We start from the raw sequence: 15,442 nt of genomic DNA on the forward strand, positions 1-15,442 counted from the left end.
CTGAGTGCTGCGGCCGGACCGGCGGCGGGGGAGGCGGCGCCGGAGCAGGTGACTGCCCGAACAGCGCGTCCGACGATCCACCCTGCTCCGAACCCTGCTGTCCCGCGCCCTGTGCCTGTCCAAAACCCTGCGGCTGTCCCGCACCCTGTCCCGGAGCCTGTGCCTGGCCGGGGGTTTGCGGCTGGGCGTTTGGCCAGGGGTTCGGGGTGGGGGGTGCTTGGGGGGTGCCGGCCAGGGGGTCGGGGGACTGTGGGCGTGCCGGGGTGTCCGGCGTGCCCTCCGGGGTGTTGGGGCGCTCGGGGGTCTGGTCTTCGTTCTCAGCCAACGTTGATTCCTAGGTAGGCCTGGTCCGCGGCCTTCTTCAGGTCCGGGCGGTTGTTCGGGATGCCGCTGATGTACGCGACCGCGGTCCCGTCACCGAGATCGAATACGGCCACCGTCAGGGTAAGCACCCGATCGGTCACCGCGGTCGTCGTCGCGGTCACGGTCTGCTGGAAGAACCAGCCCGCCTTGTCCGTCCGCTTCACAGGGCCGTTGGCGACCGTCTTGTAGGTCACCGGGATGTTTCCGTACATGTTTTCGCGCAGCTTGATCGACAGCGACGCCGCGGTCGCCTTCGGGTCGCCGTTGAACCCGGACGCGGTGCCCAGACCGCCGACGAAGATGTCCGCGCTCCAGTCGTCCTGCTCGACGACGTTCTCCTTCAGGAGGATGCGCTGCCCGTTCGAGTTGATCAGCTGCTCGACGAGGCGCTTGCGGTCCGACCACGGCGGGTTCCGGCGCGGGAACGAGATCGCGTCCGACGCGATCCGCCCGGCGCCCTCGTGCAGCTTCGGGTCCTTCGACTGACCGGGCTTGCCGCTGGACTGGTTCGTCGGCGAGGCCGAGCCGCTCTGCGTCGGCGTACCGGTCGGATCGGGGTCGGCCGTCTTGTCGTCCCCGTTGGTGAGCAGGACCACCGCGGCGACGATCAGCAGCACCACCGCGACGCCGCCGGCGATGATCAACGGCATCTTCCCGCCGAACGGACCACCACCACCGCCGGAGCTCTTCGTCTTCTTCTTGCTCTTGCCTTCCCGCTTGCCGACGCCGGAACTCAGATCGGTCTGGCCGCCCCAAGCCTCGTTCCCGTCGTCACCCCAGGCCCGCTGCTGCGTCTGCTGATCGCCCCACGCCTGCTGGCCGCCCTGCTGCACACCAGCGCCCTGCTGGGCGCCCCACTGCTGCTGGCCGGTCTGCTGCGCCGGCTGCTGCGCGTTCTGCTGGTTGCTGGACTGCTCTACGGGCCAGGACTGCCCGGCCCACGACTGGTCGCCACCTTGCTGACCGGTCTGGGTTGCCTGCTGTCCCCACGGCCCTGATTCCTGTACGCCGTGCTGGTCGCCTGCACCCCAGCCGTTGTCGGCCGGCGCATCGGTCCCCGCCGTAGCCTGCTGCGAGCCCCAAACCTGCCCCGGCTGCGCAGCCGGTGTCGCGCCCGTGCTCTGGCTACCGGACTGCTGTCCGTTCCAGTTCTGGTCTTGGTCGGGGGTCGGTTGTTGGGGTTGGTCGCCCCAGAGCTGTACCGGCTGCTCCGGAGTGGTGTCCGGCGTCCCGGGCACGGTCCAGAGTGGGGCGGCCTCCTCTGGTGTCTTCGAGCCTTCGTCGTCCGCGGCCTCGACGCCCCATGCAGGGACGTCACTCGCCTCCTGGTCCTGCCCGTCTCCGGACTGGCTGCCCCAGTTCGGCTGGAACTGGCCGGCCGCCTCAGCCTCGTCCGCCGCCTGCTCCGCGGCCAGCTCGTCCGCTGCCCGCTGGTCGGCTACCCGCGCTGCCTGGTCGTCCGCTGCCCGCTGGTCGGCCACCTGCGCCGCAAGGTCGTCCGCGGCCTGCGCGTCACCGGCCTGCGTGCTGGCGGTCTGTGCGTCGGCGGCTGTTGCGGACGGAGTGGCTGCTGAGGGGACGGCCGTGGAGTCGTCGGTTGTGTCGTCGGTCGGGTCCGGGGCGAGCTTGAGGGTCCAGCCGCTGGACGCTTCCTCCGCCTGTACGTCGGCGTCGGCCGCGGCCTGTGCTGCTTCGAATTCCGAGACCTCGCGCTGCGTCCAGTGCTCCGGTGGTGCGGACGCGAGCTCCGGCGCACCCCAGGTCGCGCGCGCACGATCCGCCGCGCTCCCATCCTCCCCAGCACCCTCAGCACTCGCCACGGACGTAGCGTCCTCGGTAGACGCCGTGGACGCGGTCTCCTCGGCGGGGGGCGAGGGCTCGGTGTTCGGGGAGACTGCGCGTAGGCGGGCGCCGCCGGGGGTGGGTCCGTCGTTGCCGGTGGAAGGTGTGTCCCACAGTTGCGGGGTGGCGGCGGGTTGCCACCAGCCGCCTCCGCCCGCTTGATCGGCCTGAGCCGCGTCGCCGGTCTCCTGCACCGCACGCAGCGCAGGACCCTGCGACTCACTCTGCACAGGCTGAACCGGCTGCTGCTCGGTGCCCCAGTTCTCAGGCGTGGCTTGCTGCGGAGCCTGGTTGTCTGGCGTGGGCTGATGCGGCGTTTGGTTTTCGTGTGTGGGCTGGTCGTACGACGTGAACTGGTCAGCGGACCACGGTTGCTCGTTAGCTGACCACGGCTGCTGCTGGGTCTGCTCTAGGTCAGCGGTGCCGTGGTCGCCCTGCTGGGGCGATTGCTGCGCCCAGGCGTCGGGTTGGGCAGGCCAGGACTGTTGTTGGGTCTGCTCGGTGTCGGGGTCGGCCTGTTCGTAGGAGGTGAACTGGTCGGCTGACCACGGCTGCTGGTTCGCGGACCACTGCTGTTGCGACGGGTCGGCTGGCTGCTGCTCCGGCCATTGCTGTTGAGCGGACCACGGTTGTTGTTGGGTCTGCTCGTGGTCCGGCGTGCTCGGGTTGCCCTGGTCGTGGGGAGTGGCTTGTGCTGGCCACTGCTGGGTCTGCTCGGCGTTCGGGTCAGTCTGCTCGTACGAGCTGAACTGGTCAGCTGACCAGTTCTGCTGCTCCGCCGACCAGGGCTGCTGGTTGCCAGACCATGGCTGCTGCTGGTTCTGGTCGGGCGCGGAGGAGTTGTCCTGAGTGGGCGACTGCTGCGGCCAGGGGTCCGGTTGGGCAGGCCAGGACTGTTGCTGGGTCTGCTCGGTGTCGGGGTCGGCCTGCTCGTACGAGCTGAACTGGTCGGCCGACCACGGCTGCTGGTTCGCAGCCCACTGCTGCTGCTGCTGCGCTGGGTCGGCGGACTGCTGCTCCGGCCACTGCTGCTGCCCAGACCACGGCTGAGCGGACTCAGGCTGCGCGTCCTGCTGCGCCGGCCAGGACTGCTGCTGTGCGGGCTCGGGGTCCGGCTGGCTAGGCCAGGACTGCTGCGGGCCAGGTTCAGGGTCTGGTTGGGCCGGCCAGAACTGTTGCTGGGCCGGCTCGGGGTCCTGCTGGGCGGGCCAGGATTGTTGCTGGGTTGGCTCGGGGTCTGGCTGAGGCTGCTGTTGGGGGGTCTCAGCCGGTTGCGTGGCGGTGGGGGTGGGGTCGGCTTTGGCCGCGGAGTCGTCGGCCTCGGCGGCTAGCTCCGCGGCCTTGTCCTCGTGTTCGGTTCTGTTGGTCCACTTCTCCCCGTTCCAGAAGCGGATCGTGTGCGGCTGGCCGGTGGGGTCGGGGTACCAGCCGGCAGGCGGGTTGCTCATCCGCGTCCTCGCTTCGGTACCGGCGCGAAGGCGCGGACCTGCTCGGCAAGAAACTGACCCCGGACGTTCATGTATTCACCGTAACTTCAGCTCGTGTCAGTCGGATCGGTTGGTCCAGCCCCTGAGGAGCTAGACCCCGTTCTCCTCGCCCAGGCTGAAGGCCGCTTCCAGGTCGTGGCTCGAGTAGGCGCGGAACGCGATGTGCGTCTCGGTGCTCAGTACGCCGGGCACCCGGTTGACGTGCTCGGGGATGACGGTGGCCAGGTCGTCGTGCCGCGCGACCCGGACGAGGGCGATCAGGTCGAGCCCGCCGGTCACGGAGTACACCTCGCTGACGCCGTCGATCGTCGCCACCTGCTCGGCGACCTCAGGGATCCGTGCGACGTCGGCCTTGATGAACACGATCGCGGTGACCATGCCGTCCTCTCCTAACACCCGTCCAGAGCTCACACCTCAACGGGCTGAAGCATAGTGCGGCCGAGGCGCCGCAGCGCCCTCGATCCCGGGATCCGCGACCTGGTGAAGCTGCGCTGGGCGATGGTCCCACCCGGCGGGGGACGAGGAACTTGCCGTCGGCATCGATCGGCCCGGCGGCCCGATCCGCGCCGACCACCAGCTCAGCGGGGCCTAACTGACTCGCGCAGGACCTAGCGGGCGGAGGCTGCGGCGGCGTTCGGTGGGGTGCTGGTGGCGGTCGGAGTGCGAGTTGTCGAGGCGCGTGAGGTGCCGCCCGGCACCGCCGACCGGGCAGGTCCAGGTGCCGTCCATCTCGACCAGGCGGATACCGGGGAGCTCGAGCCAGCGCAGGATCAGCTCGATCTCCTCCGGCGACGCTGCCGCGACCGGCCCGATCCCGGGCAGCACCGTCTCGGCCGAAGCGCGCAGCATCTCCAGATGCGGTCGCGGGTCCGTCCCGCGCGGGCTGAACCCGGCCGCCGCGAGCCGGCCGCGGCGGATCACGTGCAGCTCCCAGCCGCCGTCGTCGGTCCGCCTGGCGGCACAGATCTCGGCGCACCCGGTCAGCGACGCCATCCGCTGCATCCGCGCCGAGCTCCGCACGAACGCGCTCAACCGGTCCCGATGGACCGCGGCGTCCTCGAACCGCTCGTCCGCGGACAGTACGTCGATCCGCCGGTCGAGCGCGTCGACGACCGGCGTCGGGTCCACGGTCAGCGCGGACCGCAGACCGTCGACGAACTCGCCGTACGAATCCGTCGAGATCCGCCCGTCGCAGGGCGCCACGCACCGGCCCATCTCGGCCAGCACGCACGGCGACAACTGCGGGTGCTTGGACATCCGCGCGGTGCACTGCCGGATCGGGAACGCCTCGTGCAGCGCGGCCATCGCCCGCTCGGCCGTCTTCCGCGAGCTGAACGGCCCGAGGTACCCGGCGTCGTCGTCACGCACCTGTTTGACCAGCGACAACCGCGGAAACGGTTCGATCGTGACCTTCAGCCAGTGCTGCCGCTCCGGGAACTTGGACCGCCGGTTGTACCGCGGTTTGTGCTCCGCGATCAGCCGCAGCTCGCGTACTTCGGCCTCCAGCGGCGTCCCGCACTCGATCCCGCGGACGGCGGTCGCGATGCCGACCATCTCGCCGATCCGGTTCCTGGTCTCGGAGGCGGTGAAGTACGAGCGGACGCGGGTGCGCAGGTCCTTGGACTTCCCGACGTACAGCACCTCGCCGCGGTCGTCGGTGAACAGGTACACACCCGGTGCGTGCGGCAACGACTCGGCCAGGTGGCGCTTGGCCCGGACGGCCGGCGCGACCCGGGACGAGAACGTCTGCAGGTCCTCCACCGTTTGCACGCCCAACGACCCGACCCGCTCGAACAGCCCGTGCAGCACGTCGACCGTCGCGCGGGCGTCAGACAGTGCGCGGTGGTTCGGCGTGGTCGTCGTACGGAACAGCTTGGCCAGCGTGCCGAGTTTGCAGTTCGGCGCCTCGTCCGGGGTGATCACGCGGCGCGCCAGCAGCGCGGTGTCGACGACCGCGAAGTCGGGCCAGTCGTACCCGTGCACGAGACTCTCGTGTTTCAGGAAGCCCATGTCGAACGGCGCGTTGTGCGCGACCATCACGCAGCCCTGCGCGAACTCCAGGAACGCGGGCAGCACCGACTCGATCCGGGGGGACGTGGCAACCATCCCGTTCGTGATGCCGGTCAGTACGGCGATGAACGGCGGGATCGTCTCCGACGGGTTCACCAGCGTCTGGAACTCGCCGATCACCTCACCCGCGCGCACCTTGACCGCGCCGATCTCGGTGATGCCGCCCTCGCCCGGCGGATTGCCCGTGGTCTCCAGATCGACGACGCAGAACGTGATGTCCCGCAGCGGCGTACCCAGGTCGTCGAAGCTGTGCTGCACACCGCGGATCGGCAGCAACGGATGCTCGGCGGAATCCTGGGCCTGCGCATGCCCTGGGCTGGTCATGTCCACGACGCTAAGAGCCGCCACCGACAATTCCGCAGGTGACACGCCTGCAAGTCGACTAGGCTCTCTGTATGCGTACACAGGCGATCACCGCGATTCCGGGCCGGATGCCCGCTCGCTGTGGTCTGCGTCACTGGCCCAGCAGCTGCTGCCAGCCTGTCGTTCCGGCCGGACTGCGGACCGGTGACTGAGGCCGGCACCGCCGCGAGCTCCGCCGCTACGACTTTGCCTGAACCGGTCCGGCAACGCGTCCTGACCCTCGCCGCGCACGCACTCGGCCAGTTGCCCGCGTCCGACATCCCGGCGCCGCTGCGCCGGTTCGCCAGCTTCGCGCCGGCGAAACGGGCGAAGCTGTCCGCCTCAGTGCTCGGGCCGATCCTGGAGACCGACGACCATTTCCGTCGGCTCGCCGCCTTCGAGGTACGGCGGGATCACCCGGAACTCGGCGATGCGGTGGCCGACGGCATCGCCGTACCGGCCGCGGATCCGGTGGAGGTCGCCGCGCTCGCGTACCTGCTGCGCCCGGACGACTGGGAGCAGCACATCGCCGCGGCCGCCCAGGTCCCGGTGGAGAATCCGCGCGCCGACGAGGAAGCCGTCAACCGGCTCGCCGACCAGCTCGACCACGCGCGCACCGAGACCCGGCAGGTCCGCGAACGGCTTCGTGAACAGGTCAACGAGCTCAAGGCCGAGAACGTCACGCTCCGGCGCAAGCTCAACGAGGCGCGGCAGCGGATCACCGGTCTGCAGACCGAGGTCGAGCAACGCACCAAGGAAGCCGAGACCGCCGACGAACGCGTCGACGCGGCACGTGCCGACGTCGAGCGTGAGCTGCGCAAGCTCCGCACCAGGATCACCGAACTGGAAGCAGTCGAGCACGCGGCCCGGCGTACGGCGGGACAGGAGCGGGAGCTCGCGTCGACGCGCACCCGGCTGTTGCTCGACACGTTGCTCGAGGCAGCGAGCGGTCTGCGCCGCGAACTCGCCTTGCCACCCGGGGGAGAGCTCCGCCCGGCGGATACCGTGGCCGGTTCCGAGCCCGAGGCCGCCCCAGTCGGACGTACGGCGCCTGAGGACGACCCGGCGTTGTTCGACGAGTTGCTGGCGTTGCCGCAGGTGCATCTGATCATCGACGGCTACAACGTGACGAAGACCGCCTGGCCGAACTCGCCGTTGCACTCGCAGCGTCAGCGACTCGTCACGGCGTTGGGCGCACTGGTCGCGCAACGCCGGATCGAGGTCACTGTGGTGTTCGACGGCGCCGAGCTGTCGGGACCGGTGCAGCTGAACCCGCCGCGTGGTGTGCGGGTGCGGTTCAGTCCCGCCGGGGTGATCGCCGACGAGGTGATCCGGCAACTGGTCCGCGCCGAGCCCCCCGGCCGCCCGGTGGTGGTCGTTTCCACCGACCGCGAGGTTGCCGACAGCATCATCAAGCTCGGCGCCCGCTCACTGTCCGCAAGCAGCCTCACAGCACGCATCGCACGCACCTGACGACAAAAACTGTCGGCGGGGTTCTCTAGCGTCCTTCTCAGCCGGATGCAAGTCCGGGTGCTTCCCCACTTGGAGGATGTTGTGCTGATCGACTGCGACGCTTGTGTGATGAAGGGTCCCGGCTGCCAGGACTGCGTCGTCACGGTAGTGCTCGGGTTCTCGGAAGAACGGTCCGGCAGCCTGCGCATCGACGACGACGAGAAGGCCGCCCTGGACGCGCTCGCGGACTCAGGGCTGGTCCCACCGCTACGCCTCGTGCACGCGGTCAGTAGTGTCGAGCCGGACATTGCTGCCGAATCGCCTGCCGGAGAAGACGAAACGGCCGTTGGGTCGGGTTGATCCTTCGTTAATTTTGGATCAAACCCGAGGGGCGAATTGCACTGGTCACGAAACGGTCACTACTGTTACGTCTCGTTGCCTCAGGGTGTCGGCCGCTCCGGCCGACCGGGCAGCGGCAAGCCGAGGGAGTGACCCGGCGGATCCTGCGGACCGATGTCCGCGGAGGGCCAGGTCATCGGGGACGGCGTGAGCAGAGGAAGGGACCGACCGGGCTGTGTCCATCGGACGCATCAACCGCACCAAGGGAATCGCCCTCGCCGCCATCACCAGCACGGCTGTCGCTGCGGGTGTGTTCCTGATCCAGGGAGCGGCTGACGCCGACCCCAAGCCCACCCTGGAGGAGGCGAAGAAGCAGGTCGCCGCTCTGCAGCACAAGGCCGAAGAGGCCGGTGAGTCGGCGAACGACCTGCGTGGCCAGATCACGGCCTCGAGCGCCCGCGTGAAGGCCCTGCAGGCGGGGATCGCCAAGCAGCAGGCCCAGGTGGACTCGGTGAAGCGGCAGATCGGCTCCCTCGCGGTGGCCGGCTACCAGACCTCGGGCATCTCCACGACGGCGCAGCTGCTGCTGTCGAGCAACCCGGACCAGTTCCTCAGCCAGGCGTCCACCGCCCAGGCCTTCGCCGGCCAGCAGAACTCGGCGCTCCGTCGTTTCCAGGTCGCGCAGGGCAAGCTCACCGACCTGCAAGCCAGTGAGCAGACCGAGCTGTCGGCGCTGCAGGCCGTGCAGGCCAAGCAGGACGCGTTCAAGAAGCAGCTGCAGGGCAACCTCGACCAGGCCGAGAAGGTCCTCGACAAGCTCAGCGACGCCGAGCGGAAGAAGATCGACGAAGAGAACGCCAAGGAGGCGGAGGAGGCGCGCAAGCAGCGCCCGACCCGCGACGGCGACCGCACCGGCGACGACAAGGACCTGCCGAACGTCCCGGCCAGCGGCCGCGCGAAGATCGCGATCAACGCCGCCCTGTCGCAGCTCGGTGACTCCTACGTCTGGGGTGCCGCAGGTCCCAACTCGTACGACTGCTCGGGCCTGACCATGTACGCGTGGGGCAAGGCCGGCGTCTCGCTGTCGCACTCGTCGAAGGCGCAGGCCGGCGAGGGCCGCCGGGTCAGCAAGTCCGAGCTCATGCCGGGCGACCTGGTCTTCTTCTTCAGCCCGATCAGCCACGTCGGCATCTACCTCGGCAACGGCCGGATCGTGCACGCTCCCCGTCCGGGCAAGAGCGTCGAGATCAGCCCGCTCGACGAGAACCCGTACAACACCGCGGTCCGTCCGGGCTGACCTGCCACGTTGACATACTCATCGGCTCCGGGGTTCTCCCCGGAGCCGATGCGTTTGACGGTGATGTCGTAGTGTCGGAGGAGGCCGGGTGTCCCGCCTGACTGGGGCAGGTGATCAGCGAGAGGCCGAGGTGATCGACGAGCACGGCGACACGGTTCCGCTGCCGGTGATCCCATCGGCTGGTGACGCTGAGGAGCCGATCGACCACCTGTCGGAGTCGTACGCCGACGATCCGCAGCGCCCGCCGTTCGCACCGATCCTGAAGAAGGTCGCCCTCGGCGTCGCCGTCTGCCTGGTTGCCGGAGCCGGGTACGCCGGGCTGCAGCACATCGCCAACGCGCCGGCCGACCCGAACGGCGCCGGAGCGCACCAGCCGTCGCAGTCGACCTCGACCACGCCCGACCAGGCCCAGGCCGGCGTACAGCGGGCGGTCGCCGGCGAAGCGGTTCTGCAGAAGATGACCGACGCGGTCGAGAACGAGAACCGCACCGAGTTCCTGAACACGATCGACCCGAAGGCCACGGCTTTCCGGACCAGTGCACGGACGATCTTCAGCAACCTCAGCGCGCTCCCGCTCGGCACCTTCCAGTTACGGTACGTGAGCGACGACAGTGCCGCCCTGACTCCGGACCGGCAGGCAGAGCTCGGCGGGACGCAGTCCTGGTTGGCGCAGGTCGAGGTCTCCTGGCAGCTCTCCGGGTACGACGTGAAGCCCGCGCGCGAGACCCTTCCGGTGACGTTCGTGACCCGCGACGGCAAGACGTACGCCGCCTCGTTCTCGGAGCGGTTCGTGGCGGGACAGCGCCGTCCGGTCTGGGCGCTCGGCCCGATCGACCTCGCCAAGGGCAAGCACAGCCTGGTCATCAGCCTCGACTCGGAGTCCGAGGCGAGAAGCTACGTCTCGGTTGCAGACAAGGCGGTCGAGTCGGTGACGAAGGTGTGGGGCAAGGGCTGGCGGCAGAAGGTAGTCATCTACCTGCCCGCGAAACAGGCCCAGATGGAAGGTGTCCTCGGCGCGCAGCCGAACACGTACACCCAGATCGCCGCCGTCACGATGGCCGAGCTGGACACCCCGGCGGTCGGGGCGCCGGTGCGGATCGTCGCGAACCCGAAGCTGTTCGAGGAACTCGGCAAGCAGGGTCGCCGGATCGTGCTGACCCACGAGACCACCCACGTCGCGTCGACCGCGACCGCCTCGCCGGTGCCGTTGTGGCTCGCCGAAGGTTTCGCGGACTACGTCGCGTTCACCGCCGTACCCGTGCAGGACGAGTCGGCGGCGAAGGAGTTGTTCAAGGCGGTGCGCGCGGGGAAGGTACCCGCCACGTTGCCGACACCGGAGGCGTTCGCGGCGTCGGCAACCGAGCTGCCGCAGGCGTACGAGTCGGCGTGGCTGGCCTGCCGGCTGATCGCCGAGCGCGAGGGACAGGACAAGCTGGTGAAGTTCTATCGGGCGGTGCACGCGTCGAAGACCTCGGCCGGGCTGCCGGACGCGTTCAAGTCGGTGCTCGGGATGACCGAGGCCGAGTTCGTCGCGGAGTGGCAGAAGTACCTCGAGCGGCTCGCCGGTGCCTAAGAAATCTTCCAGCCCGTGGGCGCCTCGCGCCGCGGGCGGGCTGCTGGCGCTCGCGCTGGTCTTCACGATCGCCGTCACCACACCGTGGCATCTGATCGACCTGCCGAAGCCGGACGCCGCGCTGGACTTCACGGCCGCGGAGATCGCCCGCCAGAACGCGTTCCGGCACGAGATCCTCCGCTGGTCGACGGCGTCCTGGATCATCTCGGTCGTGGTCCCGCTGGTGATCGGCTTCAGCCCGCTGGGCCGCCGGTTGTACGACGGTCTGCGGATCCGCTGGTGGTTCCTCGCCGTACCGGTCACGGTGGCCGCGGTCGCCCTGATCACCAACCTGCTCACGGTCCCGACCGACGTACTCGCCCAGCGGGTCAGCCTGAAGTACGGGCTGGCCGTGGAGAACTGGCGGTTGTGGGTCTGGGACCGCGGCGTGAACTGGGCGATCACCTCACTCGGGGTCGGGGTGCTCGCGATTGTCCTGGTGGCGTTGGCGAAACGCTGGCGCCAGGGCTGGTGGTTGCCTGGGGCAATCGCCGCGGCGCTGCTCGTGCTGGGCGTGTCGTTCGCGTACCCGGTGCTGATCGAGCCGCGGTTCAACAACTTCACGTCGATGCCGGCCGGTGCCCTGCGCAACGACTTCCTGAAGCTCGCGGCCGAGGACGGCGTACCGGTGAAGGACGTGCTGGTCGCGGACGCCTCGAAGCGGACCACGGCCCTGAACGCGTACGTGTCGGGCTTCGGCTCGACCCGTCGGCTGGTCGTCTACGACACGCTCCTGAAGGACACGCCGCCCGCGCAGGTCCGGCTCGTCGTCGCGCACGAGCTCGGGCACGCGGCCGAGGACGACGTACTGCACGGCACGTTGATCGGCGTCCTCGGTACGGCGTTCGGCATCACGTTGCTGTACCTGTTGCTCGGGCCCCGGCTCGCGGATCCCCGGCGTACGGCGATGCTGGTCGCGCTGATCGTGGCCGGTACGACGCTCGCGAGCCCGATTCAGAACCTGGTGAGCCGCAAGATCGAGGCGCGCGCCGACTACCACTCGCTCCGGCTGACGAACGACCCGCAGGACTTCGTCGCGATGCAGCACGACCTCGCCGTCCGGAACATCTCGGGACTCGACCCGAGCGCCTGGCGGTACTGGATGTTCGCCAGTCACCCGACCGCGCCGGAGCGGATCGCGATGGGCCGCGCGTGGGCCGCCGAGAACGGCGGCACGGTCCCACCGCTGGCCCAACGATGACCGTCCTGGTCGTCACCAACGACTTCCCGCCGCGCCAGGGCGGGATCGAGACGTTCGTCCGCTCGTTGTGCGACCAACTGCCCGACGTGGTCGTCTACACGTCCCGCGAGGTAGGCGACGCGGCGTACGACGCGATGCTGCCGTTCCCTGTCATCCGGGACCGTACGTCGATGTTGTTGCCCACGGCCCGTGTCACGAAGCGGGCGGTCGGGCTGATGCGCGAGTACGGCGCCGACCGGATCCTGTTCGGGGCGGCGGCTCCGCTCGGGTTGATGGGTGGGGCGCTGCGGCGGGCCGGTGCGCGGCGGATCGTCGCGCTGACACACGGACATGAGACCTGGTGGGCCGGCGTACCCGGGGCTCGGCAGGCGCTGCGGCGGATCGGTGATGCGGCGGACACGGTGACGACCGTGTCGTCGTGGTGTGGCGAGCGGATCGCTCCGGCGCTGTCGCCGGCGGCCGCTCAACGGATGCGGAGACTGACGCCGGGGGTCGACACGCGGCGCTTCGCTCCGGGGTGTGGGGGAGATCAGATCCGCAAGGGGCTCGGGCTGGATGGCGTTCCGGTGGTCGCTTGTGTGTCGCGGCTGATTCGCCGGAAGGGGCAGGACACGCTGATCCGCGCGTGGTCGCGAGTCCAGCAGTCGGTGCCCGATGCGCGGCTGCTGCTGGTGGGCGGTGGGCCGGACCGCGAGTACCTCGAGGAGTTGGCGGTGAGCGCCGGCGTGGCGGACGCGGTGGTGTTCACGGGGCCGGTTCCGTGGGCCGAGATTCCGCCGTACGTCGATGCTGCCGATGTGTTCGCGATGCCGTGCCGGACGCGGCGGTTCGGGCTGGAGCCGGAGGCGCTCGGCATCGTCACGCTGGAGGCGTCGGCCACTGGCAAGCCGGTGCTGGTGGGCGACTCGGGTGGCGCGGCCGACACCGTGATCCACGGGACGACCGGGTACCTGGTCGACCCGTACAACCCGGCAGCCGTCGCGGTGCGCATCGTCGAACTGCTCACCGACCCTCGCGAGTTGGGCGCAGCAGGCCGCCAGTGGGTCGAGGCCGAGTGGACCTGGGATCGGTCCGGCGCCACGCTGAGAGAACTGCTGGACATCTGACGCGCGGAGTCGTGTACTCTGACCGACATGCACCGAATGTTCCGACTTATCGCAGCCGTACGAGCTTTCCGCTCCCCGGCTGCCGCGGCCTGACATTCCCAAACTTCCACCGGCGACCGGAAACGGTTCGCCGGTGTTGTTGTTTCTGTAGCCCGGTGGTCTGGTTCCGGTCCTGAATTCGACAAGGACGAGAACCATGAGCATCAGCAGGACTTTCATCGACTTCTTCCTCGACCGCGAGCACGTCCCGACGACCGGGTCCACGCTCATTCCGCGGCTCGGCGATCCCGTGCTCTTCACGACCTCGGGGATGCATCCGCTCACGCCGTACCTGGAAGGCGAACCACATCCACTGGGACGCAGACTCGTGGGCATCCAGCGATGCCTGCGAACCACCGATCTCGACGAGGTGGGGGATCCGACCCACCTGACCGTGTTCGAGATGCTGGGCTCCTGGTCGCTGGGGGACTACGGCAGCAACGAGACCCTGCGCTGGGGGTACGAGCTGCTCACCGACCGCTTCGGCCTGGATCCGCGGCGGATGTACGTGACCGTGTTCGGCGGCGATGATCAGGTGCCGCTCGACCAGGAGTCGCTGCGTACCTGGCAGCAGCTCGGGCTGCCGATCGAGCTGACCACCGACGACAACTGGTGGTCGAACGGCCCGACCGGTCCGTGCGGCCCGGACTCGGAGATCTTCGTCTGGACCGGCGACGGTGACCCGGAGGGCACGCCGACCACCGACGACCGCTGGGTCGAGGTGTGGAACCACGTGATGATGCGCTACAACCGCGACGAGGACGGCTCGCTCGACGAGCTCAAGCAGCAGAACATCGACACCGGCCTCGGCCTGGAGCGGCTGACGATGCTGCTCGAGGGTACGAAGTCGGTGTACGAGACCTCGCTGTTCGAGCCGTGGATGCGGATCATCCCGAAGCTGTGGACGCTGGACGAGCGGTCGCAGCGGATCGTCATCGACCACCTGCGGTCCAGCATCGTGATCGTCGGCGACGGCGTGCACCCGTCGAACACCGGCCGCGGGTACGTGTTGCGTCGGCTGATCCGCAGATTGTTGACAATCCTCTGGCAGAACGACGAGTCGCGGTCGCTGTCCGACGTTCCGATCGAGCTGTTCGAGCACACGCTCAGTCACTTCCACCAGGGCGAGACGGTGACGCTGATCCGGCGGATCCTGATCGACGAGGAGATCCGGTTCAGCAACCTGCTCGACCGCGGCCGCAAGGTGCTCAGCCACGAGCGGTTCCACAAGTCCCTCGACGACACGGACTACGAGTACCTGCACGAAACCCACGGCCTGCCGCGGGAACTGGTGGACTCGCTCAGATGACCGGATCCAGTACGTCGGAGCGGGGAGCGTCGGGGATCTCCGGTGACGCGACCTTCCCCACCGACGACTGGGCCACGAACGCGCCGGCCAGGACGATCACGCCGCCGATGATCTGGTTGGTGCGCAGCGTCTCGCCGAGCAGGATCAGCGCGAAGACGCAGGCCGCGACCACCTCGACGTACGCGACCGCACCCGCGATCGGCGCCGAGAGCCGCTGTACGGCGGCCGCGCCCGCAAGGTAGGCGACGACCGTGCTCACCAGGATCAGCCACGCGGCCATCACCCAGCCGGGAGCGTGCCGCTGGCCGATCGCGATCGAGTCGACCAGCACGTGCCACGGCGTACCCCACGGTGCCGCGATCAGCGTCAGTACGACGGCGCCGACCACGCTGCCCGCCGCCGTCATCACGAGCGGATCCGCGGCGCCGGTCAGCTTGTCGATCAGGATGAAGTACGTCGCCTGGCAGGCGGCCGCGCCGAGACCGGCGAGCAGGCCGATCAGATCGATCTGCAACCCGGACCAGATCTCGGCCACGGTCGCGAGACCGACGAGCGCGATACTCACCCCGATCGCGGCCGAGCGCGGTACGGCGACCTTCTGGCCGAACTTCAGCCACGCGACCACCAGGACCGGGCCGGAGAACTCGAGCATCAGCGCCACGCCGACCGGCAGTCGGCTGGCGGCGATGAAGAACAGCGTCTGGCAGCCGGCGATCCCGGTCAGGCCGTAGAGCACCAGCGCCTTCCAGGACGCCCGCGCCGAGCGCAAGCCGGCGCGACCGCGGAAGACCAGCACGAGCGGAACCAGCACCGCGGCGGCGCCGAGGATCCGTAACCAGGCCGCCTGCTGCGGCGTGAAACCGGCGCTGATCAGCGCCTTCGCGAACGGACCCGACCCGCCGAACGTGATCGCGGAGAAGACCGCGAACCCCAACCCCACCGACTTCGCGCTGTACATGGGCATAACGCTCTCATGCCCATTA

The 15,442-nt window shown here is 69.3% G+C and carries 11 protein-coding genes; 7 read left to right on the forward strand and 4 right to left on the reverse strand.

The genetic code is table 11. The annotated features are described in order from the left end of the window. Nucleotides 1–317 precede the first annotated feature (317 nt). From OHB24_RS28005 to OHB24_RS28015, 3 genes are all read right to left on the reverse strand, one after another. Nucleotides 318–3,653 (reverse strand): hypothetical protein, encoded by a 3,336-nt coding sequence (locus OHB24_RS28005; protein WP_327633833.1) that lies wholly within the window; start codon nucleotides 3,651–3,653, stop codon nucleotides 318–320. A gap of 129 nt (nucleotides 3,654–3,782) precedes the next feature. Then, nucleotides 3,783–4,070, reverse strand: a complete 288-nt coding sequence (locus OHB24_RS28010; protein ID WP_131342153.1) for an Lrp/AsnC family transcriptional regulator — start codon at nucleotides 4,068–4,070, stop codon at nucleotides 3,783–3,785. Nucleotides 4,071–4,280: 210 nt separating this feature from the next. Continuing rightward, nucleotides 4,281–6,086 (reverse strand): DEDD exonuclease domain-containing protein, encoded by a 1,806-nt coding sequence (locus OHB24_RS28015; RefSeq protein WP_327633834.1) that lies wholly within the window; start codon nucleotides 6,084–6,086, stop codon nucleotides 4,281–4,283. A 183-nt stretch (nucleotides 6,087–6,269) separates the two neighbouring features. On the opposite strand from OHB24_RS28015, the gene OHB24_RS28020 reads away from it, so the two are divergent. The 7 genes from OHB24_RS28020 to OHB24_RS28050 all read left to right on the forward strand — a co-directional run bounded on the left by OHB24_RS28020 (nucleotide 6,270) and on the right by OHB24_RS28050 (nucleotide 14,459). Further along, nucleotides 6,270–7,577, forward strand: coding sequence for an NYN domain-containing protein (locus OHB24_RS28020; protein ID WP_327633835.1), 1,308 nt, complete (start codon nucleotides 6,270–6,272; stop codon nucleotides 7,575–7,577). A gap of 108 nt (nucleotides 7,578–7,685) precedes the next feature. Next, nucleotides 7,686–7,916, forward strand: coding sequence for a hypothetical protein (locus tag OHB24_RS28025; protein ID WP_311136370.1), 231 nt, complete (start codon nucleotides 7,686–7,688; stop codon nucleotides 7,914–7,916). Nucleotides 7,917–8,130: 214 nt separating this feature from the next. After that, the gene (locus OHB24_RS28030; RefSeq protein WP_327633836.1) at nucleotides 8,131–9,192 is read left to right on the forward strand and encodes a C40 family peptidase; all 1,062 of its coding nucleotides are present in this window, start codon (nucleotides 8,131–8,133) and stop codon (nucleotides 9,190–9,192) included. A gap of 88 nt (nucleotides 9,193–9,280) precedes the next feature. Then, on the forward strand, nucleotides 9,281–10,765 hold the full coding sequence (locus tag OHB24_RS28035; protein ID WP_327633837.1) for a hypothetical protein: 1,485 nt from the start codon (nucleotides 9,281–9,283) through the stop codon (nucleotides 10,763–10,765). Then, the gene (locus tag OHB24_RS28040) at nucleotides 10,758–12,005 is read left to right on the forward strand and encodes a M48 family metallopeptidase (protein ID WP_327633838.1); all 1,248 of its coding nucleotides are present in this window, start codon (nucleotides 10,758–10,760) and stop codon (nucleotides 12,003–12,005) included. The genes OHB24_RS28035 and OHB24_RS28040 overlap by 8 nt, the downstream gene beginning before the upstream one ends. After that, the gene (locus OHB24_RS28045) at nucleotides 12,002–13,111 is read left to right on the forward strand and encodes a glycosyltransferase family 4 protein (protein WP_327633839.1); all 1,110 of its coding nucleotides are present in this window, start codon (nucleotides 12,002–12,004) and stop codon (nucleotides 13,109–13,111) included. Before OHB24_RS28040 ends, OHB24_RS28045 begins: the two co-directional genes overlap by 4 nt. Nucleotides 13,112–13,307: 196 nt before the next feature. Continuing rightward, nucleotides 13,308–14,459: an alanine--tRNA ligase-related protein gene (locus tag OHB24_RS28050; protein ID WP_327633840.1), complete on the forward strand. Its 1,152-nt coding sequence runs from the start codon at nucleotides 13,308–13,310 to the stop codon at nucleotides 14,457–14,459. On the opposite strand, the gene OHB24_RS28055 is transcribed toward OHB24_RS28050, so the two are convergent. Next, nucleotides 14,452–15,417 carry an EamA family transporter gene (locus OHB24_RS28055; RefSeq protein ID WP_327633841.1) on the reverse strand — a complete coding sequence of 322 codons (966 nt, stop codon included), beginning with the start codon at nucleotides 15,415–15,417 and terminating at the stop codon, nucleotides 14,452–14,454. The two genes, OHB24_RS28050 and OHB24_RS28055, sit on opposite strands and share 8 nt — an antisense overlap. Between the last annotated feature and the right edge of the window lie 25 nt (nucleotides 15,418–15,442).

The organism is Kribbella sp. NBC_00482 (genome assembly GCF_036013725.1).
Classification (GTDB): domain Bacteria; phylum Actinomycetota; class Actinomycetes; order Propionibacteriales; family Kribbellaceae; genus Kribbella.

Coding starts and splice junctions, on each gene's coding strand:
- OHB24_RS28005 (WP_327633833.1), bottom strand. CDS start 3,653: ATGAGCAACCCGCCTGCCGGCTGGTACCCCGACCCCACCGGCCAGCCG.
- OHB24_RS28010 (WP_131342153.1), bottom strand. CDS start 4,070: ATGGTCACCGCGATCGTGTTCATCAAGGCCGACGTCGCACGGATCCCT.
- OHB24_RS28015 (WP_327633834.1), bottom strand. CDS start 6,086: ATGACCAGCCCAGGGCATGCGCAGGCCCAGGATTCCGCCGAGCATCCG.
- OHB24_RS28025 (WP_311136370.1), top strand. CDS start 7,686: ATGAAGGGTCCCGGCTGCCAGGACTGCGTCGTCACGGTAGTGCTCGGG.
- OHB24_RS28045 (WP_327633839.1), top strand. CDS start 12,002: ATGACCGTCCTGGTCGTCACCAACGACTTCCCGCCGCGCCAGGGCGGG.
- OHB24_RS28050 (WP_327633840.1), top strand. CDS start 13,308: ATGAGCATCAGCAGGACTTTCATCGACTTCTTCCTCGACCGCGAGCAC.
- OHB24_RS28055 (WP_327633841.1), bottom strand. CDS start 15,417: ATGTACAGCGCGAAGTCGGTGGGGTTGGGGTTCGCGGTCTTCTCCGCG.